At 63.0% G+C, this 26,045-nt stretch carries 25 protein-coding genes and 1 tRNA gene (1 of these 26 cut by a window edge); 10 read left to right on the forward strand and 16 right to left on the reverse strand.

What is annotated here, in order from left to right:
* Together ABC729_RS12355 and ABC729_RS12360 are read right to left on the reverse strand one after the other, a co-directional pair.
* On the reverse strand, window positions 1-97 hold the 5' end (the start) of the coding sequence (locus ABC729_RS12355; RefSeq protein ID WP_495607864.1) for a class I SAM-dependent methyltransferase. 755 nt of this gene lie to the left of the window's left edge; 97 of the gene's 852 nt are visible here — the first part of the coding sequence; the start codon lies at window positions 95-97; its stop codon lies beyond the left edge, outside the window.
* A 176-nt stretch (window positions 98-273) separates the two neighbouring features.
* Window positions 274-359: transfer RNA gene (locus ABC729_RS12360), tRNA-Leu, on the reverse strand.
* Between the two features lie 141 nt (window positions 360-500).
* Here ABC729_RS12360 and ABC729_RS12365 point away from each other — a divergent pair.
* Both ABC729_RS12365 and ABC729_RS12370 read left to right on the forward strand, forming a co-directional pair.
* The gene (locus ABC729_RS12365) at window positions 501-1,022 is read left to right on the forward strand and encodes a disulfide bond formation protein B (protein ID WP_495607865.1); all 522 of its coding nucleotides are present in this window, start codon (window positions 501-503) and stop codon (window positions 1,020-1,022) included.
* Entirely contained in the window at window positions 1,019-1,651 is a 633-nt protein-coding gene (locus ABC729_RS12370) for a demethoxyubiquinone hydroxylase family protein (protein WP_495607866.1), read from the forward strand. Before ABC729_RS12365 ends, ABC729_RS12370 begins: the two co-directional genes overlap by 4 nt.
* Window positions 1,652-1,703: 52 nt before the next feature.
* On the opposite strand, the gene ABC729_RS12375 is transcribed toward ABC729_RS12370, so the two are convergent.
* Together ABC729_RS12375 and ABC729_RS12380 are read right to left on the reverse strand one after the other, a co-directional pair.
* A complete protein-coding gene (locus ABC729_RS12375; RefSeq protein WP_495607867.1) occupies window positions 1,704-2,129 on the reverse strand; it encodes a YccF domain-containing protein in 426 nt (141 codons plus the stop codon).
* A gap of 43 nt (window positions 2,130-2,172) precedes the next feature.
* Window positions 2,173-3,540 (reverse strand): sodium-dependent transporter, encoded by a 1,368-nt coding sequence (locus tag ABC729_RS12380; protein ID WP_495607868.1) that lies wholly within the window; start codon window positions 3,538-3,540, stop codon window positions 2,173-2,175.
* A 256-nt stretch (window positions 3,541-3,796) separates the two neighbouring features.
* Between ABC729_RS12380 and ABC729_RS12385 the strand changes: the two genes are divergently transcribed.
* Complete coding sequence (locus ABC729_RS12385) at window positions 3,797-4,033, forward strand: hypothetical protein (protein WP_444735010.1); 237 nt, start codon at window positions 3,797-3,799, stop codon at window positions 4,031-4,033.
* A gap of 83 nt (window positions 4,034-4,116) precedes the next feature.
* Here ABC729_RS12385 and ABC729_RS12390 read toward each other — a convergent pair whose 3' ends face one another.
* Window positions 4,117-4,914, reverse strand: a complete 798-nt coding sequence (locus ABC729_RS12390; RefSeq protein WP_495607869.1) for a tetratricopeptide repeat protein — start codon at window positions 4,912-4,914, stop codon at window positions 4,117-4,119.
* Window positions 4,915-4,965: 51 nt separating this feature from the next.
* Here ABC729_RS12390 and ABC729_RS12395 point away from each other — a divergent pair, with 51 nt between their 5' ends.
* Together ABC729_RS12395 and ABC729_RS12400 are read left to right on the forward strand one after the other, a co-directional pair.
* Window positions 4,966-5,889, forward strand: coding sequence for an SDR family oxidoreductase (locus ABC729_RS12395; RefSeq protein ID WP_495607870.1), 924 nt, complete (start codon window positions 4,966-4,968; stop codon window positions 5,887-5,889).
* Window positions 5,890-5,930: 41 nt separating this feature from the next.
* Entirely contained in the window at window positions 5,931-7,217 is a 1,287-nt protein-coding gene (locus tag ABC729_RS12400; RefSeq protein ID WP_495607871.1) for a DUF445 domain-containing protein, read from the forward strand.
* 23 nt (window positions 7,218-7,240) lie between these two features.
* Here the strand turns inward: ABC729_RS12400 and ABC729_RS12405 are convergent, their stop codons facing one another.
* Window positions 7,241-7,939: a hypothetical protein gene (locus ABC729_RS12405; protein WP_495607872.1), complete on the reverse strand. Its 699-nt coding sequence runs from the start codon at window positions 7,937-7,939 to the stop codon at window positions 7,241-7,243.
* Between the two features lie 97 nt (window positions 7,940-8,036).
* A complete protein-coding gene (locus ABC729_RS12410) occupies window positions 8,037-8,705 on the reverse strand; it encodes a glutathione S-transferase family protein (protein ID WP_495607873.1) in 669 nt (222 codons plus the stop codon).
* Window positions 8,706-8,938: 233 nt separating this feature from the next.
* Here ABC729_RS12410 and ABC729_RS12415 point away from each other — a divergent pair, with 233 nt between their 5' ends.
* A complete protein-coding gene (locus tag ABC729_RS12415; RefSeq protein WP_495607874.1) occupies window positions 8,939-9,397 on the forward strand; it encodes a GNAT family N-acetyltransferase in 459 nt (152 codons plus the stop codon).
* Window positions 9,398-9,409: 12 nt separating this feature from the next.
* Here the strand turns inward: ABC729_RS12415 and ABC729_RS12420 are convergent, their stop codons facing one another.
* A complete protein-coding gene (locus ABC729_RS12420; RefSeq protein ID WP_495607875.1) occupies window positions 9,410-10,546 on the reverse strand; it encodes an FIST signal transduction protein in 1,137 nt (378 codons plus the stop codon).
* Window positions 10,546-11,250, reverse strand: coding sequence for an arylesterase (locus tag ABC729_RS12425; RefSeq protein WP_495607876.1), 705 nt, complete (start codon window positions 11,248-11,250; stop codon window positions 10,546-10,548). Before ABC729_RS12425 ends, ABC729_RS12420 begins: the two co-directional genes overlap by 1 nt.
* On the opposite strand from ABC729_RS12425, the gene ABC729_RS12430 reads away from it, so the two are divergent.
* The 4 genes from ABC729_RS12430 to ABC729_RS12445 all read left to right on the forward strand — a co-directional run bounded on the left by ABC729_RS12430 (window position 11,249) and on the right by ABC729_RS12445 (window position 17,654).
* Entirely contained in the window at window positions 11,249-11,980 is a 732-nt protein-coding gene (locus ABC729_RS12430) for an ABC transporter ATP-binding protein (RefSeq protein WP_495607877.1), read from the forward strand. The genes ABC729_RS12425 and ABC729_RS12430 overlap by 2 nt on opposite strands.
* A gap of 1 nt (window position 11,981) precedes the next feature.
* Entirely contained in the window at window positions 11,982-14,588 is a 2,607-nt protein-coding gene (locus ABC729_RS12435; protein ID WP_495607878.1) for an ABC transporter permease, read from the forward strand.
* 71 nt (window positions 14,589-14,659) lie between these two features.
* On the forward strand, window positions 14,660-15,133 hold the full coding sequence (locus tag ABC729_RS12440; RefSeq protein ID WP_495607879.1) for a PilZ domain-containing protein: 474 nt from the start codon (window positions 14,660-14,662) through the stop codon (window positions 15,131-15,133).
* A gap of 301 nt (window positions 15,134-15,434) precedes the next feature.
* A complete protein-coding gene (locus ABC729_RS12445) occupies window positions 15,435-17,654 on the forward strand; it encodes a TonB-dependent receptor (protein ID WP_495607880.1) in 2,220 nt (739 codons plus the stop codon).
* 91 nt (window positions 17,655-17,745) lie between these two features.
* Here ABC729_RS12445 and ABC729_RS12450 read toward each other — a convergent pair whose 3' ends face one another.
* The 7 genes from ABC729_RS12450 to ABC729_RS12480 all read right to left on the reverse strand — a co-directional run bounded on the left by ABC729_RS12450 (window position 17,746) and on the right by ABC729_RS12480 (window position 25,842).
* The gene (locus tag ABC729_RS12450; RefSeq protein ID WP_495607881.1) at window positions 17,746-18,477 is read right to left on the reverse strand and encodes a substrate-binding periplasmic protein; all 732 of its coding nucleotides are present in this window, start codon (window positions 18,475-18,477) and stop codon (window positions 17,746-17,748) included.
* A 431-nt stretch (window positions 18,478-18,908) separates the two neighbouring features.
* A complete protein-coding gene (locus ABC729_RS12455; protein WP_495607882.1) occupies window positions 18,909-19,952 on the reverse strand; it encodes a sulfate/molybdate ABC transporter ATP-binding protein in 1,044 nt (347 codons plus the stop codon).
* 13 nt (window positions 19,953-19,965) lie between these two features.
* Window positions 19,966-20,829, reverse strand: coding sequence for a sulfate ABC transporter permease subunit CysW (gene cysW, locus ABC729_RS12460; RefSeq protein ID WP_495607883.1), 864 nt, complete (start codon window positions 20,827-20,829; stop codon window positions 19,966-19,968).
* A 1-nt stretch (window position 20,830) separates the two neighbouring features.
* A complete protein-coding gene (gene cysT, locus ABC729_RS12465; protein WP_495607884.1) occupies window positions 20,831-21,685 on the reverse strand; it encodes a sulfate ABC transporter permease subunit CysT in 855 nt (284 codons plus the stop codon).
* 186 nt (window positions 21,686-21,871) lie between these two features.
* A complete protein-coding gene (locus ABC729_RS12470) occupies window positions 21,872-22,879 on the reverse strand; it encodes a sulfate ABC transporter substrate-binding protein (protein WP_495607885.1) in 1,008 nt (335 codons plus the stop codon).
* Between the two features lie 481 nt (window positions 22,880-23,360).
* Window positions 23,361-24,347, reverse strand: coding sequence for a hypothetical protein (locus ABC729_RS12475; protein WP_495607886.1), 987 nt, complete (start codon window positions 24,345-24,347; stop codon window positions 23,361-23,363).
* Window positions 24,348-24,555: 208 nt separating this feature from the next.
* Window positions 24,556-25,842, reverse strand: a complete 1,287-nt coding sequence (locus ABC729_RS12480) for an EAL domain-containing protein (RefSeq protein ID WP_495607887.1) — start codon at window positions 25,840-25,842, stop codon at window positions 24,556-24,558.
* Window positions 25,843-26,045 lie beyond the last annotated feature (203 nt).

Consider the following 26,045-nt stretch of genomic DNA (forward strand, 5'->3'; position numbering starts at 1 on the left):
CCAGCTGCGTGGCCGACGCGTCGGCGGCATGGGCCGGCAGCAAGGGCAGGGAAAGGGCGGCGGCCAGCAGCAGCGGCACCGTCTTCTTGGAGATCATGGGCGTTCCTTCCGCGACAGAAGTACGGAGGCCGATCGGCCATCCGGGTGGCGACACGCTAACCATGATGGCGGCCAAGGCCAAGAGGCCGTTCGGCCTATCCATGAGCGGCCCAAAGGCCAGGTGCCGGATTGGCCCCACCTGTGGCGGTCACATAACAATGTCGGGAAGGAAATTGGTGCCCCCGGTCGGACTCGAACCAACACGCCCTTGCGGGCAACAGATTTTGAGTCTGCCGCGTCTACCATTTCGCCACGGAGGCACCGAGCGCTTCAACGCGAGGCGGCACTATAATGATGAAAGACGGGCGGTCAATGAAATCCTGCGAGGGGGGCCGCTTGCGGCCATCGGTCCCATCGGGGTGGCCCTTTGCTGGGGCGAGTATCGACACTATAGTGTGGCCATGACGAACACGCCCCCCTCCCCGCTCACCCGCCTTGCCGGTGCCCCGCGTCTTCCCTCTGCCCTGCTGCTGCTGGCGGCGCTGACGGCGTTGGGGACAGCGTTTGCCTCGCAATATTGGGGCGGGTTGAACCCGTGTGAGATGTGCTGGTGGCAGCGCTATGCCTATATGGCCGCCATCGTGCCGCTGCTGCCCTCGGCCTTTCTGCGGCTGACGGCGGCGCAGCGGCGGGTGTCGCTGTTGTTGGGCGGGCTGGTCTTCCTGGTGGGGGCCGGCATCTCGCTGTTCCATGCCGGGGTGGAGCAGAAATGGTGGGAGGGTTTCACGGCCTGCACCACCCCGATCAGCGCCGGCGGTCTGGATGATCTGCGCGCCGCGATCCTGGCCGCCCCCGTCGTGCGCTGCGACGAGATCCCCTGGTCGCTGTTCGGCATTTCCATCGCCGGGTTCAGCGCCATTGCCAGCCTGATGCTGGCCCTGTTCGCCGTGAAGGCGGCCTTTTCCACGGAGACGGCACGATGAGCCATCCCAATCCGACCCTGCCCGCCCATCTTCTGGCACCCCGTCCCCTGGCCGATGGTCCCGCCATTGATGCCGGTGAGGTGCCGGCCTCGGCCCGCCCGCGCCGGCTGCCCGGTGATCCCACCCCCAGCCTGGAACGGATGATTCGCGTCGATCAGGCAGGCGAATATGGGGCCGTCCGTATCTATACGGGGCAGATGGCGGTTCTGGGCAAGGGCGACAAGGGCCCCATGCTGCGCCACATGACGGAGCAGGAGCAGGTCCATCTGGACACGTTCAACAAACTGGCGCGGGAGCGTGGCGTGCGGCCCACCTTGCTGCAGCCCGTCTGGCATCTGGCCGGCTGGGCCTTGGGGGCCGGCACCGCCGCCCTGGGCAGCCGGGCGGCCATGGCCTGCACCGTGGCCGTGGAAGAGGTGATCGACCAGCATTATGCCGAACAGGCCGAACAGCTGGGCCCCGACGAAGCACCGTTGAAGGCCACCATTGAGCAGTTCCGCGCCGAAGAGCTGGAGCATCGCGATATCGGTCTGGCACATGAGGCGGAACTGGCCACCGGCTATCCGGTCCTGTCAGCCCTGATCAAGGCGGGGTCGCGCACCGCCATCTGGCTGTCACAGCGTATCTGAAAAGGATGAAAGGCGGGGCCGGCGACAGGGCCGCGTCCCGCCTTCCTTATCATTACCGGTAGCGCACGGCGTCCACGATCTCGCGGTCGACGATGGTCTTGCCGATGGGGGCAAAGGCCAGGCCCGCGAACTTGAAATGCTGCAGACCGAACGGGATACCGATAATGGTGACGCAGCAGAGCAGGCCGATGATCAGGTGGCCCAGGCCCAGCCAGATGCCGCCGAACAGGAACCAGATCACATTGCCGATAAAGCCCAGCGGGCCGGTGCCGATATCTTCGCGGCCCGTCAGGTCATCACGCGCCACGGCCACCCGGCCAAAGGGCCAGAACATGAAGATGGCAATGTTCAGCGCGGCCCGCGCCCAGGGAATGCCGACAATCGAAATGACCATGACCAGCGTCGCCGTCAGCCAGGCCAGCCCGGCATTCCAGCCGAACAGCAGCAGCCACAGGATATTCATCAGCAGATTGATCATCGTGCGGTCCCTCCTTTCAGGACGTCACCCTTAATTTGGGCGGTCAGAAGAAATTTGAAACGACCGCTGCGACGACTCCGATTGGTGCCACTACGCGCACCAGGACGCGCCAGAGGCTGTAGAAGAACGGGCTTTCAAACCCAACCGCCGCCACACTGTCCTGCCGCGTCACCACCCAGCCCGCAAACAGGGCCAGCATCACGCCGCCCAGCGGCAGCAGGATGTTGGAGGTCAGGAAGTCGATCCAGTCGAACCAGGTGCGGGTACCGCCCAGCGGATGCACATCCGACCAGATGTTGAAGGAGAACAGGGTCAGGAAGCCCAGGACCCAGGCGACGATGCCGCCGATCCAGGCCAGCGCCGAGCGCGACAGGCGGACACGGCCCGCAAACGCCGCCACAATCGGTTCCAGCAGCGATACCGAGGAGGTCAGGGCCGCGATGGCCAGCAGCACGAAGAACACCGTCCCGAAAATGGCCCCGCCCGGCATGGCACCAAAGGCCACCGTCAGGGTCACGAACACCAGACCCGGCCCTTCCGAGGGGTTTAAGCCATTGGCAAAGACGATGGGGAAGATCGCGGCACCGGCCAGCACCGCCGTCAGGATGGCGGCGAAGACGATGACGACGGAAGTGCGGGGGATGGAGACGCCACCCGGCAGATAGGCGCCATAGGCCAGCATGGTGCCAAGCCCGATGGAGAGCGAGAAGAAGGCCTGCCCCGTGGCGGCCAGCACCACATCCCAGGTGACGGCCCCGAAATCCGGCTTGAACAGATAGACCATGCCGGCGGTGAAATCGCCCTCGATGCCCGCATAGATACAGAGCACGACCAGCAGCGCGAACAGGAGCGGCATCATCCAGACTACGGCCTTTTCAATGCCGGATTGGATACCGCGCGCCACCGGGATGATGGTCAGCAGCATGAACAAGGCATGCCAGAAGGTGAGCGCCAGCGGATCGGCCAGGAAATCGTTGAAGGCCTTGCCCGTCTCCGCCCCCGACAGGCCCGACATTTGACCGGTCAGCAGCTTGGGAATATAGGCCAGCGACCACCCCGCCACGACGGAATAGAAGGACAGGATCAGGACAGCGGCCAGCACACCCACGCACCCGACCAGGCCCCAGGTGGCGCGCCCCGAATAGCGGCGGCCCAGATCGACCAGGGTTTCAATCGGCCCTTGCCGCCCCATGCGGCCCAGGGTCAGTTCGGCGATCAGGATGGGCAGGCCCACGGCCAGCACACAGATCAGATAGACCAGCATGAAGGCGGAACCGCCGCCGGTGCCGATCATATAGGGGAATTTCCAGATATTGCCCAACCCGACTGAGGAGCCGATGGCGGCCATCAGGAACGCGAAACGCGACGACCATTGGCCGGCAGCAGCGCCGGCATTGTCATTGGATTGCAAGAGGTCTACCCCTGTTCCGATCCGGCCTTCATCCCCGCAACGGCGCGGACTGACCGAGTTTTGTCCGATATTTCAAGCAATAACCCCACCCCACCGCCAGGGGCAAGCCCCGCCCGCGCCCGGTGACGGCGATTCCAGGACGATTCCGTTACAGAAACCCTAACGCGCGCATGGATGCCGGCCCGGTCCTGCATTGATGGCGGATTGACGAGCGTAGCCGCAGCGCTTAGTTTATCGATAACAACTGAGGTGTGTGATGGCGATCAGCGGCGTTTCCTCCTATAGCTCTTCGGTCTTCCAGACCCCTGGCGTTCGTCCGGCGGAGAGCAATACGCGTGTTCAGCCGGTGCCCCCGTCTGATCAGCAGGCGCAGCAGACCGCGTCTACCCAGCAGGATAATCAGCAGACCAACACCAATCCGACCGACAATGAACGTCAGGAAGCGGTTGCCTCTGGTCGTACCCGTGGCAGCTTCGTGAACATCACCGCCTGATCGGGTGCTGAGTTCAAAAACAAAAGGCGCGGCGCCCCAGGGTGCCGCGCCTTTTGTTTTGGGGGCCTGCTGAGCCGCCCCAATCACTGTTCCTTTTTTTTCTTCAGTTCGCGCTTCTGATCGGTCTCGGCGCGGTCCAGGGCGTTCAGGTTCTGCAAGGCGATGTTCGCAGCGGACGTGCCGGCGGCCACGCGTCGCACGGCTTCCCAATCCTGTTTGGCCCGCGCCATGTCGCTCTTGGCGGCGCGCAGATTGCCACGCAGCAGCAGCGCCTCCCCGCTTTGGGGCGACAGGCGCAGGGCCTGTTCCACATCCGCCATCGATTTGGCATCCAGGGCCAACAGATGGTGGGCCTGTGCCCGCAGCAGCCAGGCCTCCGCCATCTTGGGCGCCAGTTCCACGACCTTGTCTAAGTCAGCGATGACGTCCCAATAGCGTTCCATGCCGGCCCGCACGATGGCCCGGTCCATCAGGATCTGCGGATCGCGCGGCGTCAGTTCCAGTGCCTTGCCAAAGGCCGCCTCCGCCTGCGGCAGCTTATGGGCGTTGGACCAGGCGGTGCCGGCCCGGCCCCACAGGTTGGCGCGCACGGGCGGACGTTCGCGCACCATCTCCGTCGCCACCGCCTCCAGCGCGGGGGCCGCCAGTTCCCAATCGCCGCGCAGCATCAGGGCCAGCGCCTGGCAGAGGCGGGCATCGACGCCGGCCCCCTGCCGCTCCCACAGCTTCGCCTCTTCATAGGCGAAGTCAGGCAACGCCTCGGCCCGATCCAGGCAGGCGGTGCGGTTGGCGAAAATCGCCCCCTCCTGCGCCATGGCGGACAGCGGCAGGCACAGGGGGACAAGGGCGATCAACGCCCCGATATTGAGCATTCGGTTCATGGCACGCTACAAATCCTGATCCGTCCCCTGCTGGCAAGTGTCAAAACGTTCATGATCGAAACGCCCCCCATGCCGGTCGGCCGGCTGTTCATCTTCGGTCTGGGTTACACGGCCCTGCATCTGGCCGACCGTCTGCGCAGCGCTGGCTGGTCGCTGGCGGGCACGGTGCGGGGACAGGAGAAGGCCGACGCCCTGCGCGCCCAAGGGATCGACGCCTTCACCTTCGACCGGGGCAGGCCGCTGGCCGATATTGCCGCCGCCCTGGATGGCGTCACCCACATCCTGTCATCGGTGCCGCCCGATGCCGATGGCGACCCGGTACTGGATCAGCACGGGGCCGACATCGCGGCGCGGCCCACCAGCCTGCGCTGGACCGGATACCTGTCGACCACGGGTGTCTATGGCAATACCGGCGGCGCGTGGGTGGATGAGGACAGCCCCCTGAACGCCACTGGCCCGCGGGGTAGGCGGCGGGTGGCGGCGGAGGCCGGGTGGCTTTCCCTTTATGAACAGGCGGGCGTGCCGGTGCATCTGTTCCGCCTGCCCGGCATCTATGGTCCGGGGCGCAGCGCCGTTGATGCGGTGCGGGCGGGCACGGCGCGGCGCATCGACAAGCCGGATCAGGTCTTCTGCCGCATCCATGTCGATGATATTGCCGGTGCCGTGATGGCCTCCTTCGCCGCCCCCCGGCCCGGTACGGCCTATAATATCGTCGATGATGAACCGGCCCCCGCCGCCGAGGTGGTGGAACATGCGGCAACGCTGCTGGGAGTGACACCCCCGCCGCTGGAAACTTTCGATCCCGAAACAATGTCGGCGATGGCCGCCAGCTTCTATGCCGATAATCGCCGGGTCCGAAATGATCGTTTGAAATCCTGGCTTCACTATCGGCTGATCCACCCCACCTATCGGGAAGGATTGGCGGCACAGATCAAGGCAGAGACAAAAAGTATCGGGCCTGTAACGGCTGGGTAAATCCGCAGGCGGACCGTTGCCGTCCGGGTTAGGATCGAGGAATGCACGACCCCGCTCCCCAGAACGATGAAACCACCCCCCACGCTGCCGATGGCGATGATGTGGCCCTGCGCCGTGATCTGTCCCGCCATCGCTGGCTGGCCGGATCCTGTCTGGCCCTCGCTGCCGGCGGCTGGGCGATCAGCCATGCGCCCTTCATGTCGCCCGGCATCGCGCCCGCCCTGCGGGCCGTGGCAGAGGCGGGGATGGTCGGCGGTCTGGCTGACTGGTTCGCGGTGACGGCCCTGTTTCGCCACCCGCTGGGCCTGCCCATCCCCCACACGGCCCTGGTGCCGCGCAACCGCGACCGTATCGCTGACGGCATCGCCGCCTATATCGACCGGGAGTTCCTGGAACCCGCCATGCTGGTGGAACAGGTGCGGCGCATGGATCCGGCGGCCAAGCTGGCCGGTCTGCTGGCCGATGAGGGAGATCGCGACCGTCTGGTCGATCTGGTGGCCGGCATGTTGCCGGGCCTGCTGTCACGTCAGGGCGATGCGCCCCTGGCCCAGGCATTGGGCCGGGCGCTGGCCGCCGGTCTGTCACAGGCCGATCTGCGCCCCGCCCTGGCCGGGGCGTTGCGCCATTTCGTGAACAGCGACTCGCTGGAACCGCTGCTGCGGGAGATCGCGGACCGCTTGATCCATCTGATGCATGGGCAGCGCGGCTGGGTGGAGGCGGCGGTAGCCGGCAAGTCGCGCTGGTGGATGCCGTCTTCGGTCGATAAATCGCTGGCCGACACGATCAACGAAGCGATTCTGGGCCATCTCTGGGATCTGCGCTCCCCCCATGCCCCGGCGGGGCGGGAGTTGCGCGACTGGTTGAAGGCCCTGCCGGACGAGGTGGAGATGGGCAGCGAGCTGGCCCAGCGCCTGCTGGAGGCATTGCGGCAATTCACGGGTCCCGATGTTGCCGGGCCGCTGCTGCATGATCTTCTGTCGGGCCTGCGCGATGCCGCCCTGGCCGATCTGAACCGGCCCGACGGCCATATCCGGTCGGCCCTGCATGGCGTCGCCGCCTCGCTGGCCGATGCCATGCGGGAGGCACCTGTGCGCGACCGGCTGAACCAGGCCGTGGAACAGGCCTTCACCAGCGCCCTGCCCCGTTGGCGCGAAGCGATCAAGGATTTCGTGGCCCGCACTCTGAAGGCGCAGGATGTGAAGGAATTCACCCAACGCCTGGAACTGCGCGTGGGTCGCGACCTGCAATATATCCGCATCAACGGCACCCTGCTGGGTGCTGCCATCGGCGGTGCTCTCTATGCCCTGAATGGCTGGCTGGCCGGTTAACCCAGGCCAGCCAGAGACAATCATCACGGCGTAGCGAATGCCGACAGGGTCACGCGCGCTTCCAGCACCATCTGATCCTGCACGCCGGGCAGGGCATCGGCCATGGGGGCGGCAGCCGCCATCACCATCTTCTCCCGATAGGCATTGGCCGGCATGGGCATGCGCTGTTCAGAGAAGCTGATATCGCCCGCCCGGTAATTGCGGCCCGGAAAGGCGGCGTTCAGGCGCTTCAGTTCAGCATTCACCTTGGCGTAGATCTTGTCGCGCAGGGCCGAACGGGTTTCTTCCGTCTCTGCCAGGGTGGGATCAAAGGCGATGGTGCCGACGCGGACCTGCAAGCCGGGCTTGCTGGCCTTCTTGGCGCGGTCGCCCAGCGCCGACAGCTGCCCTTCCGGCAGCCGGGCCTGCAACTGCGCCTGCCAGCGTTCCAGGCCGGCGCTGTCGCTTTGCGGGTTCATGGCCACGATGCGCCATTCCGCCTTGTCGGCGACACCGGCAACGGCTTTCAGCACATCCGACCGGACCGTGCCGCCATTGCCATTGCCGGCGATATCGACGACCAGGGTGACCAGCGCCGTTTCCGTCTTCACCCAATCCTCCACCGACACGTTGAAGGACACGGTGTCGATCACGGGCTGCACGGGCAGGGTCTGGGCGGACACCACGGGAACAGCGGTGAACAGCAGGCTGGCAAGGGCCAGGGGAACCAGCGACCGGCGCATTTCTTCTCTCCACGAAACTCTATTGGCGGGCGAAAACGCCCTGTCCGCATCCTACATCAACGGTTGCGGCCAAAATGCGTCGGGATTGCGGAAAGGATCAGAAATCCAGATCGGCGTAATGTTTGGGGGGCGGCAGGCCCGGCTGATGATCGGTCAGGATCGGGCGGAAACTGGGCCGGCTTTTCACGCGGGCATAGAAATTCCGCGCCTCGGGATGATCGTCCCAAGGCACGTCACCCAGATAATCGATGGAGGACAGCTGTGCCGCCGCCGCGATATCGGCCCAGCTGAACTGATCACCCGCCAGCCAGGTCCGCCGCTCGCACAGCCAGCCGATATAGTCGAGATGGTAATGGATATTGGCCAAACCGGCGCGGATCGACTGTGTTTGCGGCGTGCCCTGGCCGGAGAACCGCTTGAACAGCTTTTCGCCCACCAGCAGGTCCGTGACCTCGGCCCGGAACTTTACATCGAACCAGCCGACCAGCCGCCGGACCTCAGCCCGCAACGCCACCTCGCGGCCCAGCAGGCTGCTGTCGGGATAGGCATCTTCCAGATATTCGCAGATGGCGGTCTGGTCGGCGATGACGCTGCCATCTTCCTCCACCAGCACCGGCACCTCGCCGGCAGGGTTCAGCAGCATGAATTCCTCACGCCGCTCCCACGGTTTTTCCAGCTCCAGCGCGAAATCCAGGCGTTTTTCGGCCAGCGCCACCCGCACCTTGCGTGAAAAGGGGGAGAGGGGATGGTGAAAAAGCGTCCGCATGCTGGTCCCGATCCGCCGTCTGATGTCCGGCTGCTTCTATGCTGTGCCACAGAGAATACCCGCCTGACAAGGGGCGGGCACCGTACCCTTAAGGCCAGGGGCTTGTGATATCGGGGAAATTTACCGCTGCACCCCGGCCACTCCCCGAATTGGCACCCGTCGCGCGTGGCAGCCGGGTGGACAGGCTACCCCGCCCGGTGCGATACCCGGTGCCGGTTGGCGAGAGGGGATGGATGATGGCGAACAATGTGACGATCCGGGCGATTGCGATGGATGACCGGGCGGAATGGCAGGGCCTGTGGGATGCCTACTGCGCCTTCTACCGCGCCGACGTGCCCGATCATGTCACCAACACCCTGTGGTCGCGCATTCAGGACCCGTCCAGCGCTGTGAACGGTCTGGTTGCGGTGGATGGCGATGGGCACCTGCTGGGCCTCTGCCATTATGTTCTGCACCCGCATACATGGTCGGCCAAGCTGGTCTGTTATCTGGAAGATCTGTTCACGCTGGAGGCGGCGCGCGGCAAGGGTGTGGGCCGCGCCCTGATCACGCACCTGACGGAGATGGGGCGAGAGGCCGGATGGGGCCGCGTCTATTGGAACACTGAGCAAGATAATGCCCGCGCCCGCCTGCTGTACGACAAGGTGACAGGCGGGGCCGATGGCAAGGTGCGGTATATGATCGAGCTGTGAGGGGGCTTCCCCTCACACAAACAGCACCAGCACGCCGGTATAGCCATAAAGCTGCGCGTTGGAGATTTCACCCCCGGCATAGAACCCGGTCAGTGGGAAATCGCCCAGATACCGGCGGATCATCTCCCGCTCCACGCCGTCCCGTCCGAACAGGCGGGTGCCGCGCGCCACACAGGTGATGTAGATGCCGGCGCGCGGCACCTGTCCGCCGGGCAGGCGTCGTTTCAGCCCGTCCAGCATGCGCGCCATATCCGCCTCGGCCGCGTCGGAATCACGGCGGCAGAATTGGATCGGCTGCCCGTCGCGCACATTCTCACCGATGGCGATCCAGCCGCGTTCCAGATCGATGGCCGTCAGGTCGCGGATCAGCCGGTCGCCCCGGTCGTCGCCCGGAATGGGCAGGCCCGCCATGATCAGCCCCGAAATCCGGCGCAGATCGGCGGACAATTCCGGTCCGATATCGGCCTTCAGCGCCGACAGGGCCGGTTGCCCGTCAATCTCCATCACCACATGCGCGTCCGCCCTGGTAATGGTCCGCACCGGCCCGATGGGGGTACAGCCCTGGGTCAGGCCCGTGGCGACGGCGATATCGGCATCAAACATCACGCCCGACAGGCCCGGCCCCGTCTCATGCCCGCACAGCACGGCCTGTTCCCCGCGCGATGCCGTCAGGCCGCCCACGATGAACCCGCCCGTCCGCCCGGCCACATCCAGCAGCAGCGACGGCAGCCGCGCATGGCGCGGATCGCCATGCATCAGCAGCAGCAAGGGTGCATGATCGCGCAGCCAGGGCTGAACCGTATCCACGGCCCCTGCCCCGTCGGTCATCGGCTCCAGCAATTGCACCGCCCCGTCAGGCAGCCGCCCGATCAGCACGGACAGGGCCGGGCGGTCATAATGCTCACCCCCTTGGCCCAGCACACCGATCCCGACCGTGCCGACCCAGTCGCGCACGCCCGTCACCCCGCGCAGCAAGGTGGCGATACTGCTGACCTGATCGGCCAGATGGTCGGTGACATACAGCACGCCGAAATTGGCACCGGGCACCAGGGTCAGGTGATCCAGACAATCCTTGGCCGCACTGGACCAATCGGCCCCGGTGCCAAGCGCACTGGCAAACAACGGTGCGTCGTCGGGCATATCTTCCATCACTTCGCCCCGGCCTTGATCTTGTCCAGCGTGGCGGTGACCGTGGGCAGGATATTCTTGACGATGATGGCCACACCCTCGGCGGTGGGATGCATCCCATCCTCCTGGTTCAGCTTCGGGTCCATCGCCACCCCTTCCAGGAAGAAGGGATACAGGCTGATGCCGTGCTTCTTGGCAAGGTCGGGATAGATGGCGTCGAACACCTTGCCATATTCACTGCCCAGATTGCGGGGTGCCATCATGCCGGCCAGGATCACGGGAACCTGCTTCTCCGCCAGCTTGGTCAGGATTTTATCGAGATTCTCGCGGGTCCGCGCCGGGTCGATGCCGCGCAGCCCGTCATTGGCCCCCAGCTCCACGATCATCAGGCCCGGCTTGTCGCCCAGGATCCAATCCAGCCGCGACAGGCCGCCCGATGTGGTTTCCCCCGACACACCGGTATTGGGCACCGTAACGGCATAGCCCTTGGCCTTCAGCGCCGTTTCCAGTTGGCTGGTGAACGCCGCCTCGCGCGGCAATTTATAGCCCGCTGACAGGCTGTCCCCCAGGACGATGATCTTTATCGGCGGGGGTGTGACCTGCGCCATCGCGCCCGATGGGGCCAATAGGCATGAAAGCAGCAGGATCAGTATCCCGAGTCGGTTGAAAGCCGCCCCCAGGGGGCCATATCGGTTCAGTTCACCCTTGCTGCGAAGGTTTGTCATGGCGATGCCCATTATTCCGGCCGACCCCGTCGTCCTGTTGCGCGATATCCACCTTAAGCTGGAGAGTGAGGCGGGCAGCGTCAACATCCTGAAAGGCATCAATCTGCATGTCGGCCGCGGGGAAAAGGTGGGCGTGGTCGGGCCCAGCGGGTCCGGCAAATCCTCCATGATGATGATCCTGGGCGGTTTGCAGCCCCCCACCTCCGGTTCGGTCAAGGTTAAGGGCCATGAATTGACCCGCATGAATGAGGATGAATTGGCCCGTTTCCGCCGGGATGAGGTGGGGATCGTGTTCCAATCCTTCCACCTGATCCCCACCATGACGGCCCTGGAAAACGTCGCCATCCCCCTGGAATTTGCCGGTGCCCCCGATGCGTTTGACCGGGCGCGCAAGGGGCTGGAGGCGGTCGGCCTGGGCCATCGCCTGACCCATTATCCGGGGCAGCTATCGGGCGGTGAACAGCAGCGCGTGGCGCTGGCCCGCGCCTTTGCCCCCGAACCCTCGCTGCTGCTGGCCGATGAACCCACGGGCAATCTGGATGGTGATACCGGCAAGCGCATCATCGAACTGATGTTCACCATGGCCGACCGGGTGGGCACCACCATCGTGATGATCACCCATGATCCCGCACTGGCGCGGCAATGCGACCGCGTCATCCGGCTGGTCGATGGTCTGATCGTCGATGACAGCGCCGGCGAGGCCCGGCCCCTGGCGGCGGCGGGGCGTTGAAATGACGGCCACCACCCTGTCCACCAGCAGCACACAGGCCCCCCCGCAATCGGGCGGGGTCCTGTCGGAATGGAAACTGGCCTTCACCATCGCGCGGCGGGAACTGCGCGGCGGCCTGTCCGGCTTCCGCATCTTCATCGCCTGCCTGGCCATCGGCGTCGGCGCCATCGCAACGGTGCAGTCGATCTCCAGCGGCATTGAGGATGCGATGCGCAGCGATGGCCGCGCCATCCTGGGCGGCGACGTCTCCGCCCGCATCCTCTACCAACAGGCCACGCCCGAACAGATGGCGTTCCTGACGGCGCGGGGCGAGGTGATGACCGCCGCCGAATTGCGCGCCATGGCCCGCGATCCCAATGATGGCGGCAATAGCGCCTTGGTGGAGCTGAAATCCGTCAGCGGCAATTACCCGCTCTATGGATCTTTCGACATCCAGGGGCCGGACGGGTTGCCCCAGACCGTCGATATCCAATCCCTGCTGGCTGAACGCGACGGGCGTTTCGGTACGGTGGTGGAGGATACGCTGGCCACCCGCCTGAACCTGAAGGTGGGATCGCCGGTCAGCATCGGCGGGCAGGTGGTGGAGGTGCGGGGCCTGATCGCGCGCGAACCGGATAAGGCCGGGTCGGGCAGCTTCTCGCTGGGTCCCCGCATGATGCTGTCGGAAGCAGCACTTGCCAAAACCGAACTGATCCAGCCGGGCAGCCTGATCACCTGGTCCTATCAGGTGAAGTTGAAGGATGGCATTACGCCCAAGGATTTCCGGGAACAGGCCAAGACGGAGATGGAAAGCGCCCCCTGGCGCCTGCGCGATTACCTGAACGCCGCCCCGCAGCTGGCCCGCTTCATCGACCGCATGACCCTGTTCCTGACCCTGGTGGGGCTGACGGCCCTGCTGGTCGGCGGGGTGGGCGTGGGCAATGCCGTGCGCGCCTATATGGACGCCAAGTCCAACACCATCGCCATGCTGAAATGCGTGGGCGCGTCCGGGTCGCTGATCTTCAAGACCTATCTGATCCAGATCCTCGCCCTGGCATCGGTCGGCATCGCCATCGGTCTGGTCGTCGGCACGGCCGGGCCACTGGCCGCCGGTCAGGCGCTGGCGCAGGTTCTGCCCATCACGGCCCGGATCGGCGTCTATCCCGAGGCGCTGGCCGTGGCCGCCGGTTTCGGCTTCCTGACGGCACTGGCCTTCTCGCTCTGGCCCCTGGGTCACGCGCGGGAGGTGCCGGCCATCGCCCTGTTCCGTGAACTGGTGCAGAAGGCCAAGGGCCGTCCGCGCCTGTCTTACCTGTTGGGCATCGCCGTGTCGGGCCTGGGTCTGGGTGCCCTGGCCGTGGCGACGGCGCAGGAAAAGGGCTTTGCCATTTCCTTTGTCATCGGCGCCATCGCCGTGCTGGGCCTGTTCTGGCTGGCCGGTGTCGGGGTGACCAAGGTCGCCAAGGCCCTGGGCCGTCCGCGTATGCCCGTGCTGCGTCTGGCCCTGGCCAATATCCATCGCCCCGGCAGCCCGGCCAGCGCCGTCGTCCTGTCGCTGGGCCTGGGCCTGACGGTGCTGGTCGCCATCGCCCTGATTGAGGCGAATTTCCAGAAGGAGGTCTCCGACCGCCTGCCCACCAACGCACCGGCCTTCTTCTTCGTCGATATCCAGCCCGATCAGGTGGAAGAATTCCGCCAGACCGTGCTGGCCGTGCCGGGGACCGCAGATTTGGCCCTGACCCCTAATCTGCGCGCCCGCATCGTGGCGATTGATGGGGTGGAGGCGGAAAAGGCCCTGAAGACCAAGGAATATTCCTGGGTCCTGAATGGCGACCGCGGCATCTCCTGGCAGGCACAGGCACCCGCCAATGACAAGGTGCTGGCCGGGGAATGGTGGCCCGCCGATTACCAGGGCCCGCCCAAACTGGCCGTGTCCAAGGAAATCGCCGAAAGCTTTGGCATCGGCCCCGGTGCCAGGATGACCATCAATGTCCTGGGCCGGGATATTGAGGGCGAGGTGGCGGTGGTGCGTGAACTGGATTGGGACACGATTACCATCAATTTCACGCTGGTCTTCTCCCCCGGCGTGCTGGAATCAGCCCCGCAGACCTATCTGGCGACGGTGCGCGCGCCGGTGGAGGCCGAACCGGCGATACAGCGCAATGTCGCCGTGAAGTTCAACAATATCAGTGCTGTGCGCGTGAAGGACGCGCTGGAAACCGTGTCCGAAATCCTGGTCAATGTCGGTCTGGCCGTTCGCCTCACGGCGGCGGTGACCTTGCTGGCCGGCACGCTGGTGCTGGCCGGTGCGGTTGCCGCCGGGCACCGCCGCCGCGTCTATGACGCGGTGGTGCTGAAGGTGCTGGGTGCCACGCGGGCCACCGTGCTGCGCGCCTTCCTGCTGGAATACGGCCTGCTGGGCCTGATCACGGCAGGGATCGCGGGAATTCTGGGCACCATTGTCGCCTGGATCGTCGTCAGTGAAGTGATGGACTTCCCCTTCATCTTCATGCCCTGGGCGGTAATCAGCACCGCCTTGATTTGCACCGGCATCACCCTGACCTTGGGTTTCATTGGCACCTGGCGGGCTTTGGGCCAGCCCGCCGCACCTGTCCTTAGGATTGATTGACGAGGACTGCTCCCCTCTGTTGTAAATAGCCGAGGAAAGGCTTCCCACGCGCGATCCGCGTAGGAAGCTCCTTGGGCACCGGATGGGACGTGATGCAGGTGGCAACGATTGATCCGGCGATGCCGGCCGATGGAACCGGCCCCATCCCGGATGAGGAGATGAACAAGAAGCTGATCGCCTGCTGGCAGGCGGCGCTGAATACCGACGACCCGGACGAAAGCCAGCGCTGGGTCGATATGGCTGAATGGCTGGCGCACCGCGACGATGAACCCGCCCCCGCCACCCGGTCCCGACGCCCCGTGGGCGACCGTCGCCGTTTCCCCCGTGTGCCGATCCGCAGCACCGCCCTGCTGACCTTGGACGACCGTGTCATCCGGGGTGAAACCGTCAATCTGTCACGCACCGGTGCCTGCTTTTCCTGCACTGGCCCGGAAGGGCTGGAGATCGGAATGAAGGGCGTGTTTTCGGTGCGCGGCTGGGTGGAGGATCGCCCCGCCCATATTGTTGCCCTGGACCCCGGGCAGGTCCGCTTGCGCTTTGACTGAAACAATTGAGCGATTCGTGGTTGATCTGTGGATAAGTGCCCGATTTCAGGCACTTGGCTCTGTTGCCTCTCATTACCGCACTGCACAACGGCCCTGCAGGGGTTTCATTACGCAGTTGCGAAATCCAGGCAACGCCTGGGGAATGGCATCGGGCCGGTCACCCATGTCACGGAACTTTCATCGCAACGACCGTTCTCCTCTCTGACTTTCGATCTAAGACTGCCTGATCGCGCCGGACCGGCATGGGGATGCTCCCCGGTCCCGCGCTGAATAGAGAGATGTTGAGAGAGAAGAACGGATCATGCAGTCCACCTTGAAGCACGCCCTGCTGGCGGGCCTGTCCGCCGTCACGCTGGCCACCCCGATGGCCGCCCTGGCCCAGACCAGCGCAGACACGCTGGAAGAAATCATCGTGACGGCGCAGCGCCGGGCCGAGAACCTGCAGGAAGTGCCGATGTCGGTCGCCGCTATTTCGGGCGAGGGACTGCGCGATCTGCTGGCCGGCGGTGCCGACATCCTGGCGCTGTCCGCCAAGGTGCCGGGCCTTTATGCCGAAACCTCGACGGGCCGCATTTTCCCGCGCTTCTATATCCGTGGCCTGGGCAATAACGACTTCTACCTGGGTGCCTCGCAGCCCGTCTCCGTCGTCATCGATGAAGTGGTGATGGAAAATGTGGTGCTGAAGAGCAGCCCGCTGTTCGACGTGCGTCAGGTGGAAGTGCTGCGCGGGCCGCAGGGCACGCTGTTCGGCCGCAACACCACCGCCGGCATCGTGAAGTTCGACAGCATCGCGCCCAGTCAGGACACGTCCGGCCGCGCCACCCTGTCGCTGGGCACCTACAACACCCTGACCATGGATGCCGGCTTCGGCAGTGCCCTGGTGGAGGACAAGCTGTCGGCCCGCGCCTCGGTGATGTATCAGCGCCGCGACGATTATGTCCGCAACAGCACGACGGGCCGCGACCTGGGCGGCTATCAGGATGTGGCCGCGCGGCTGCAGTTCCTGCTGACCCCGTCGGATGACACCAGCGCCTTGCTGAACATCCATGGCCGCGATCTGGACGGCACCTCGTCCCTGTTCCGGGGCAACGCCCTGACCCGTGGGTCGAACAAGCTGAACGCCAACTACCGCAAGCGCACCGTCGCCTATAATGACGGCGACAATAACAACCAGGAATATGATGGCTGGGGTTCGTCGCTGAAGATCGACCATGATCTGGGCACCGTCACCCTGACCTCAATCACCGCCTATGAGACCACCGACGGCTATTCGCGTGGCGACACGGACGGCCTGCCCCTGAACGCCGCTGAAAGCCAGGGCAATATCGACGATCTGGACCAGTGGACGCAGGAAGTGCGTCTGGCCAGCGACACCGATGGCCCGCTGAACTGGCAGGTTGGCGGCTTCTATTTCAATTCCGACGAACAATTCTCGTTCCGCCCCTACCGTTTCTTTGAAACCGGCGGGGCCAGCGGCTTTGTCACGCTGCGCAACCGCAATGAAAGCTGGGCCCTGTTCGGTCAGGCCGGTTATCAGCTGACCGAGGATCTGAAGCTGACGGGCGGTGTGCGCTACACCGAAGACGACAAGAAGATGAATGTGCTGAAGGCGCTGACCGCCGGCACGTTCCGCTCCATCGAAAATGGCAGCAATCAGGTCCAGGCGGCCTATACCGGCACCCGCTATGTCCGTCTGAAGGATGACGAGGTCAGCTGGGATGCCAGCCTGTTCTACAACGTCACCGACGATGCCGCCCTTTTCGCCCGCGTCGCCCGTGGCTTCCGTGGCCCCACCATCCAGGGCCGTACCGTGTCCTTCAACGGTCCGCCGACCACCGCCACCTCGGAGACCATCATCTCCTATGAGGCGGGCGTGAAAAGCACGCTGCTGAATGACAAGCTGCGTCTGAACGGTGCCGTCTATACTTACACGGTGAACGATATTCAGCTGACGGCCTTTGACGCCAACGGCACTGCCCGCCTGTTCAACGGCAACAAGGGAGAGGCCAAGGGCTTCGAACTGGACGCCGAATTGCAGGTGACGCGCGATCTGACCCTGACCGCCGGCGTGACCTACACGGACACGGAGATCAACGACAAGACCGTCACCTCCAGCGTCTGCGCCCCCATCACCGTCTGCACCGTGAAGGACCCGCTGGTCAGCGGTCGTGCCCTGATCGACGGCAACCCGTTCCCCAATGCGCCGGAATATATCCTGAACTTCACGGCGCGGTACGACTTCCCGCTGGCCGATGGCGGCACCCTGTTCGCCTTCACCGACTGGAGCGTGACGGGCAAGACCAACTTCGTGCTGTACGAATCGGCTGAATTCTACAGCAAGGGCGATTTCGAAGGCGGTCTTCGCCTGGGCTACAAGGCCCCGGACGACAAGTATGAAGTGGCCGTCTTCGCCCGCAACATCACGGACGAACAGAACGTGAAGGGCGTGATCGAAAACTTCATGGCCCCGGTGGTCAGCGACCCGCGCACCATCGGCGTCTCTGTCTCGTCGAAGTTCTGATAGTGATCATGGCGACCATCCGACGGATGGTCGCCATGCACAAGGTCATCCGATGGGCGCGTTACTGGACACCGGAAACGCGCCCATCGGCTTATTCGGGGATGTAGGCCTTGCCCATCAGTGCCTTGATCCGACCCGATTGGCCAAGCTTGGCCAGCGCCGCGTTGAACTGTGCCACGAACTTGCCAGTGTCAGGCTTGCACACGACCGAGTCCGGATGCACGGCGATCGGTCGACTGGACTGATGCGGGAACACAGCAGTCCGTTTGCTTTCAAACGCCAGATAGGCGTCCGGGACAAAAGCAATCATCGCGTCGGCAAGGCCCGCTTTCACCTTATCGATACTCACCTCGTCATTTGCGACAAGATCAATGGTGAGGCCGGCATTCTCGATTGTCTTGCCGTAAGGCATCTCCGACCGGGCAACGACCTGCCGTCCCTTCAGCGTCGATAGGTCCGTGATGGCCGGTGCGCCAGGCTTGCTGAACACATAGATCTTCGCAACGTTCATGGCATCACTGGCCAGATAATCCGCTGGAAAATCATAGAATTCGGGGCTTTTATTGGTCGGCGACAGGCAGCAGTTGGTGCAGTTCTTAAACGCTGCCAGGGCGGCGTCCGGCGGCATCACCTTGATTGAGTAAGGCTGCTCAATCATTGAATCCGATTCTGATAGTATGCTGTCATACACACCCAGAAAATCAGTCTGGTGTACACCATCAATCTGAATGGCAATGATCGTTGTCTGCTTCTGTGCATTGGCGATACTCGTACTCGTCAAAATCGCCAACAACAACGCTAATGAAGACTTATTCAGCCTCATTCTGCCTCCCCTTACCCCGAATTCCCAATTTCAATCTGGAGATCAACCGCAGACACACCAGATAGGCTTTATTTATTACTGTCTATCTATTTTATCTGCGGGTCAAAATAATATAATCCGTGATGTTATTATCGTTCAATAATTGAAGCGGAATCACTGCATTTTATTACAATCTTTACAATCTATGTATTTTTTTGCCGATCTTTCTCTTTAAAACTAAATTTCGCATCACAGGCTATAGCTACATCAGGCCGCCAGCCGCAGCATTCTTCGGTAAGTGGAGACATACCTACGAGTGGTATTTTCTGCACCTAACTGACGGAGTACTGCCGCAGTGTCGGAACCGCATCCACGCTTGGCTTCATGCGGCGGTCGCTGCCGGAACGGCCATTCCAGGCACCGCGGACAGTTCGATTCAGTGGAAGGCCGTCCTACCCCGCATAAACATTGGCCCTGCGCAGGCGCAATGACACGGTCTGCCCCGGCGTCAGGGGCGTGGTGGTGGCGTGGCGGTCCAGGACCGCTTCCACCACCTTGCCATCCAGGTTCAGATCCAGGCGCAGCTGCGGCCCCACCGGCTGGATCAGGCGGATTGTGGCGGACAGTGTCCCCGCCTCCCCCGCCTCTGCCAGATCAATATCGTGGGCGCGGATATAGGCCGTGGCCGGACCCGGCGGCGGCAATTCGTTGACCACCGGCACCCGCGCCCCGGCGATCAGGGCCACGCCGTCGGCCACCGTGCAATCCAACCGCGTGCCCCCGCCCAGGAAGTCACAGACAAAGGCCGAGGCCGGGTTGTCGTAAACTTCCGCCGGGGTGCCCACCTGTTCAATACGCCCCTTGTTCAGGATGGCGACACGGTCGGCCAGTTCCAGCGCTTCCTCCTGGTCATGGGTCACGAACACCGTCGTCACGCCCATGCCCTTGTGAATATCGCGCAGCCAGCGGCGCAGCTCCTTGCGCACCTTGGCGTCCAGCGCGCCGAACGGCTCATCCAGCAACAGCACGCGCGGTTCGGTGGCCAGCGCGCGGGCCAGCGCCACGCGCTGTCGCTGCCCGCCCGACAGCTGGTTGGGATAGCGGCCCGACAGGGGGGCCAGCTGCACCAGCTCCAGCAGGTTCATGACGCGGGCGCGGATATCCTCTTCGGATATTTTCGGCTTGCGGCGGGAGACACGCAGACCGAAGGCCACATTCTCAAACACGCTCATATGCCGGAACAGGGCGTAATGCTGAAAAACGAAGCCGACGCGCCGCGCATGCGGCTCCGACACCGTGGCATCCTCACCCTCAATCAGCAGCGTGCCTTCATCCGCAAAGTCCAGCCCGCCGATCATGCGCAGCAAGGTGGTCTTGCCCGACCCGCTTGGCCCCAGCAGGGCCATCAGTTCCCCGGACTGGATATCCAGATCGATGCCATCGACCGCCGCAAAGCCGCCGAAACGCTTGGTCAGGTTCTTGATATTGATGCTCATGGGTGCTTTCCCATCAATGGCGGCGGGCGGTGGCGGCCAGTTCGGCGCCGTGACGCCATTCCAGCAGCGATTTGGCGACCAGCGTCACCAGGGCCAGGATGGCCAGCAGCGAGGCGACCGCAAAGGCGGCCACGAAATTATACTCGTTGTAGAGGATCTCCACATGCAGGGGCATGGTGTTGGTCTCCCCCCGAATATGGCCGGACACGACCGACACGGCCCCGAATTCCCCCATGGCGCGGGCATTACACAACAGCACGCCATAAAGCAGGCCCCAGCGGATATTGGGCAGGGTCACACGGCGGAAGGTCTGCCAGCCGCCGGCCCCCAGCGTGATCGCCGCCTCTTCCTCATCCACGCCCTGCGCCTGCATCAGCGGGATCAGTTCGCGCGCCACAAAGGGGAAGGTGATGAACATGGTGGCCAGAACCAGGCCCGGCACCGCGAACACGATCTGCACGCCATGTTCACGCAGAAACGGCCCCATCAACCCATGCGCGCCGAACAGCAGCACATAGACCAGACCGGAAATGACGGGACTGACGGAGAAAGGCAGATCGATCAGGGTCAGCAGCAGCGACTTGCCGGGGAACTTATGCTTGGCGATGGCCCAGGCGGCGGCGATGCCGAACACCACATTCACCGGCACCGCGATCACGGCGACCAGCAGGGTCAGCTTGATGGCGGCCAGCGCGTCCGGCTCCACCAGCGCCTCGAAATAGGCACCAAGCCCCCGGCGCAGCGCCTCGGTAAACACGGCCGCCAGCGGCAGCAGGATGAAAAAGCCCAGGAAACCCAGGCCCGCCAGCATGATCAGCGCCTTGACCCAGCCGGGTTCGGCCACTGTCACGCGGGATTTGGGGGCATGTCCGCTCATCTCACACCCCCGCCCAGCGGCGCGACCAGCGCTGCAACAGATTGATCACCAGCAGCATGATGAAGGACAGGATCAGCATGGCGATACCGACAGAGGCGGCACCGGCATAATTGAACTGTTCCAGCTTGATCACGATCAGCAGCGGCGCGATTTCCGACACCATCGGCATATTGCCGGCGATGAAGATTACCGATCCGTACTCCCCGACGGCCCGCGCCAGGGCCAAGGCAAAGCCCGTCAGCAGGGCCGGGAAGATCACGGGGAAGATGACGCGGATGAAGGTTTCAAACCGCGTGGCGCCCAGGCAGGCCGCCGCCTCCTCCAATTCCGTATCCAGTTCTTCCAGCACCGGCTGCACCGTGCGCACCACGAAGGGCAGGCCGATGAAGGTCAGCGCCACGACAACGCCCAGCGGCGTATAGGCGACCTTGATGCCCAGCGGTTCCAGGAACTGTCCCACCCAGCCATTGGGGGCGTAGAGAGAGGTCAGGGCGATGCCGGCCACCGCCGTGGGCAGGGCGAAGGGCAGGTCGACAATGGCATCCACCACCCGCTTGCCCCAGAAATCATAGCGCACCAGCATCCAGGCCACGGCCAGCCCGAAAACGGCATTGATGGCCGCCGCCACGAAGGACGCGCCGAAGGACAGGCTCAGGGCCGCCAGCACGCGGGGTTCCGTGACCTGATGCCAGAAGCCGGACAGGCCAATATCCCACGGGCGGATCATGAGGGCCGCCAGCGGGATCAGCACGATCAGGGTCAGATGCGTCAGCGTGATGCCCAGCGTCAGGCCGAAGCCCGGAATGATGGAACGGTTGCGCCGCCTGAACAGCGAGAAGCCGGAAGAACCGGTCATGGCGCGCCCCCAGGGGCAACGGGGCGAGGGGAAGGCAATGAAGGCAAGGTAAAATTCCTGTCCATGACCGCCCCCATATTCTGACGCGCACGCCCCGCCGGTCCTGTACGGTCCGGCGGGGATGGCTGGGGGTCAGACTAGTCTGGTTTTCCACCGGCACAAAGGCCGCAGTGGTTAACGCCGCTATTACTGGCCGGGCTTGTAGATCTCATCAAACACGCCGCCATCAGCGAAGTGGGTCTTCTGGGCCACGGTCCAGCCGCCAAACTTCGAAATGTCGAACAGTTTGATCTTGGGGAACCGGTCGGCATATTTCTGCGCCAGGGCCGGCAGACGCGGACGGTAATAGTTCTTGGCCGCGATCTCCTGCCCTTCCGGGGTGTAGAGATAGGTCAGGTATGCTTCGGCCACCTTGCGGGTTCCCTTACGGTCGACATTCTTGTCCAGAACGGCCACCGGCGGTTCGGCCAGGATGGAGACGGACGGAACCACAATCTCCAGCTTGTCGGCACCCAGCTCATTGATAGCCAGGAACGCTTCATTCTCCCAGGCCAGCAGCACATCGCCGATGCCACGCTGCACAAAGGTGGTGGTGGAGCCGCGGGCACCGGTATCCAGCACCGGCACATTCTTGAACAGCTTGGCCACGAATTCCTTGCCCGCCGCATCACTGCCGCCGGCCTTGTCCGCCGCATAGCCCCAGGCCGCCAGATAGTTCCAGCGCGCCCCGCCCGAGGTCTTGGGGTTGGGCGTGATCACCTGGATGCCGGGCTTCACCAGATCATCCCAGTCCTTGATGCCCTTGGGATTGCCCTTGCGGACCAGGAACACGATGGTGGAGGTATAAGGCGTGGAATTATAGGGCAGCTTGGCCTGCCATTCCTTTGACAGCAGGCCCGAATTCTCGGCGATGGCATCAATATCCGACGCCAGGGCCAGGGTCACGACATCGGCGTCCAGCCCGTCAATGACGGAGCGCGCCTGCTTGCCCGACCCGCCATGCGAGGCCTTGATCTCAATCTCCTCGCCCGTCGTCGCCTTCCAATGCTTGGCAAAGGCCTCGTTGAACTCTTTATAGAGTTCGCGGGTCGGGTCGTAGGAGACGTTCAGGATCTGCCCGCTGCCCCACACGGGCGACACGGCCAGGGTGGCCAGGGCGGCGGTGGTAACGGCGACACGCTTGAACCATTTCATCGTGGAAACTCCCTTCGTCCATCAGGCGGCTGCCACGAAGCATGGTTCGTGGCGCTTTAGCGTTTGGTGACGCGGCGCAAGCTGCGCGATCAAATTGCCGCGACCGTCGGGTTAATCCCTATCGGTGAAATGGACTTTGTACCCACCCGAAGATGCTGTCAATACGGATTTTTAACGCTTCGATAATGTTGTTTGCTCGGAAAGTGAATATTTACACATATAAAATATGTATAATTTAAAATTGTCATTATATATCAGCAATTTAACGTTAGGCTCATCAAGGACACAAACTGCCGGCCCACAGAGAAAGCGAGGCGGAAGGCCTCGTCATGCGCGCAAACGCAGCGACCCGTTACAGGGATATTACCCCGACGATCTGCATTTCACATAAAATATACCGGAAAATAAGGGGCGCGCCAATGGCACCTGTGGAGGCAATGCCAAAGGGGCAGCAGGCGGACACAATCGCCCGCCAACAGGTTCAGCCGCCGCGCTGCCAGACCTTGCTGATCAGGAAGTTCTTGGCCAGGAACTGATAGGTGCGCTTCAACCGGTTCTCGGTCTCCGGCTCCTTGTCGATATCGTTCCCATCCCACATGTCGATCATTTCGTCCCACACCATCAGCATGGTGTGCAACTCGTCGCGCATGCGCCGGATGAAGGCGACCTGGGCATCGAAGGTGCGCAGCATGGCCATCACTTCGGCCGTCTGTCCGTCCACCTGATCGAAGATATCATCGAAATTGGCGACAGGCGTCTTGGCCAGGGCCTGCATGCGCGCCACATCGGCCACCACCTGCCCCTCGCCCTTGAAGGTGCGCTTGGCCTGGACCAGCTTCGACATGATCTTCTGAACATGGCTGTAGCGATCGCGCAGCGCCTCAATATAGGACAGTTCGCGGGCCAAATAATCGACCTTGTCGACCATCTCCTGCTTGCGGTCCTCCGGCAGGCCGAACTGCTTGGCCAGCTTGGAAAAGGCTTCCTGTGCCTTCTGCTTGGTCTGCGGGTCCTCCACGATCTGTTCCAGCTGGAACCGGTCGGTGATCATGGATTCGCGGCCCGTGATCCAGGAGACGAGCTGCAGCGTCAACCGGCCCCGCGCGATGGTCAGGTGACGTTCATCCACGCGCCAGGAGGCGGACCCGTCCAGCAGCTCGCGCGGGATGCTGTCGCCCGGGCGGATTTCCTTGACGAATTTCAGCCCCTTCTCAACGATGGTCAGCAGGCGTGCATCGTCGCTCTTGTCTTCGATCTGAAAACTCTCGCGAAGGGTGCGAAAGGGAATCTTGCCCCAGACATCACCCAGATGAACATTGAAGACGGGGTCGTTATTATCCTTGGACAGCGCGAAATAGCCACCCGGAAGCTGAAAGACCTTGCTGGTGAACAGGAAATGGGTGCTGGTGTCCCCCTTCTGGTCGCCCTGGTCCTTGCCTTGGCCTTCTGTCGCGCTTCTTTCAGACACTGAAACCATCCGGGCAAGCCCGGTCCCCATCTTCCGCGATCATTGCAACGGCCAGTATAGCCGGCTCGTCCCCATTTGCGACACGCACCATATCACCCAAAAGGTGGGTTGACGAACCCTTATCTGGATTTCCTGGGCAGTCTGGTTGGGAAATGGACAGACCCTTGTAACCTTTCCGACCCGCCTCGCATGGGGCCGAAAACTGGCATCAATCATTCATCATCTTGGCGCTCTTGATGGCGTCGCGCAGCAGCACGCCCTTGCGCAGGATGTTGTCAACGATGCGGCCCTGCACCATCTGGATGCCCGCCTTCTCCGCGAACATCAGGCCCGACACCGAACCGCAGCGGGCCAGGATGAACCGGCAATTGCTCTGCGCCCGGATCTTCTCGGAAAAGACCTCGAACTCGCCGTCAGACATCATGTCCATTTCGTCGGTCCAGAATATCTTGGCGTAGTCGCAAGCCATATATTCCAGGTCCATATGCGTGACCCAGAAATCGTTCAGCCCGTCGATACAGATCTGGTAGCCCTTGGAGGAGGCGAAATCGACCACTTCCTTATAGGTGTCGATATTCTCCACCAGATCGGCCTTGTTGATCTCCAGGATCACATTGCCGCGCAGGTCGGCGGTCAGACGCTCGTCGAACTTCACGAACGATGCCGACATGATAGTCGACAGGTTCAGGTTCAGGCCGATGCGCCGGCCACGCAGGAAATCCACGCCGTAATTCAGCGCCTTCAGCACCGAATTATCCAGATTGGCCGTGAAATAGCTGAACAGCCATTTGTTGGCGGTGATGTCGTAATTGGGTGACAGACGTTCTTCCAGCGCCTTGATGGCGATATACAGCTCGAAATATTCGAACTGATTCTGTTCACCATTGGTGATATCGACCACCGGCTGGTTCAGCATGAACGGCGACAGATCGAACATCTGCACGGCGCGTTCGATCTTGCCCAGTTCTTCCAGCGTGATGGGCGGCTTCGTCTCCGCCTTGGCGGCATCGGCATTGCTTTCCCGCGCCAGACCTTCGATGAACCGGATGACGTTCACGAAGTTCAGCGACAGTTCCATGATGGAATAGAGGCTGTCTTCCCCATAGGGATTGCGTTTCACCATGGAGGTGCGCGACAGCATCAGCTTTTCGATCTTGGAACAGACGTCGGAGATCAAGGAGAATTTGATGCCCTTGTACAGGACGATGACATCGTCATTGGACAGGGAGAACAGCTGCAAATAGGCCGACTGATCCGCCGTTTCCTGCATCGCCCGCTTGATGGAGATCAGGTCGAGCTGGCTCTTATCCTTGAGAAGCGACATGTGCAGATGGATCAGGCGCAGCCCCTGCACCTCGCGCTTCGCGCTTTGCAGCAGCGTCAGCAGCTTCTGATCATCATATTCGGGTTTTTCATTCATCGCGTTGGCAGACGAACGCTCGCCGGGCTTTACCCGGACCCAATCGCGTTTCGGTGCATTCGGTTGGCGATTCATGAAGTTGCCCTTGCGCCCTTCCGTTTGGTACCCGTTACTGCCTTCACCGGCATTGAGACCAATGGTTACCCAGTCATTAATGAGCCTTATACCCTAAAGGCATAGGTTCGACTATCCACCATCGGACAAGTATACAAAATTTTATCTATTCCTCCTACCGTGATTTTCCCCCCGAACAGCCGGAACCACAAGATAACCGGTCG

The organism is Niveispirillum sp. CC-CTL257 (assembly GCF_059489915.1).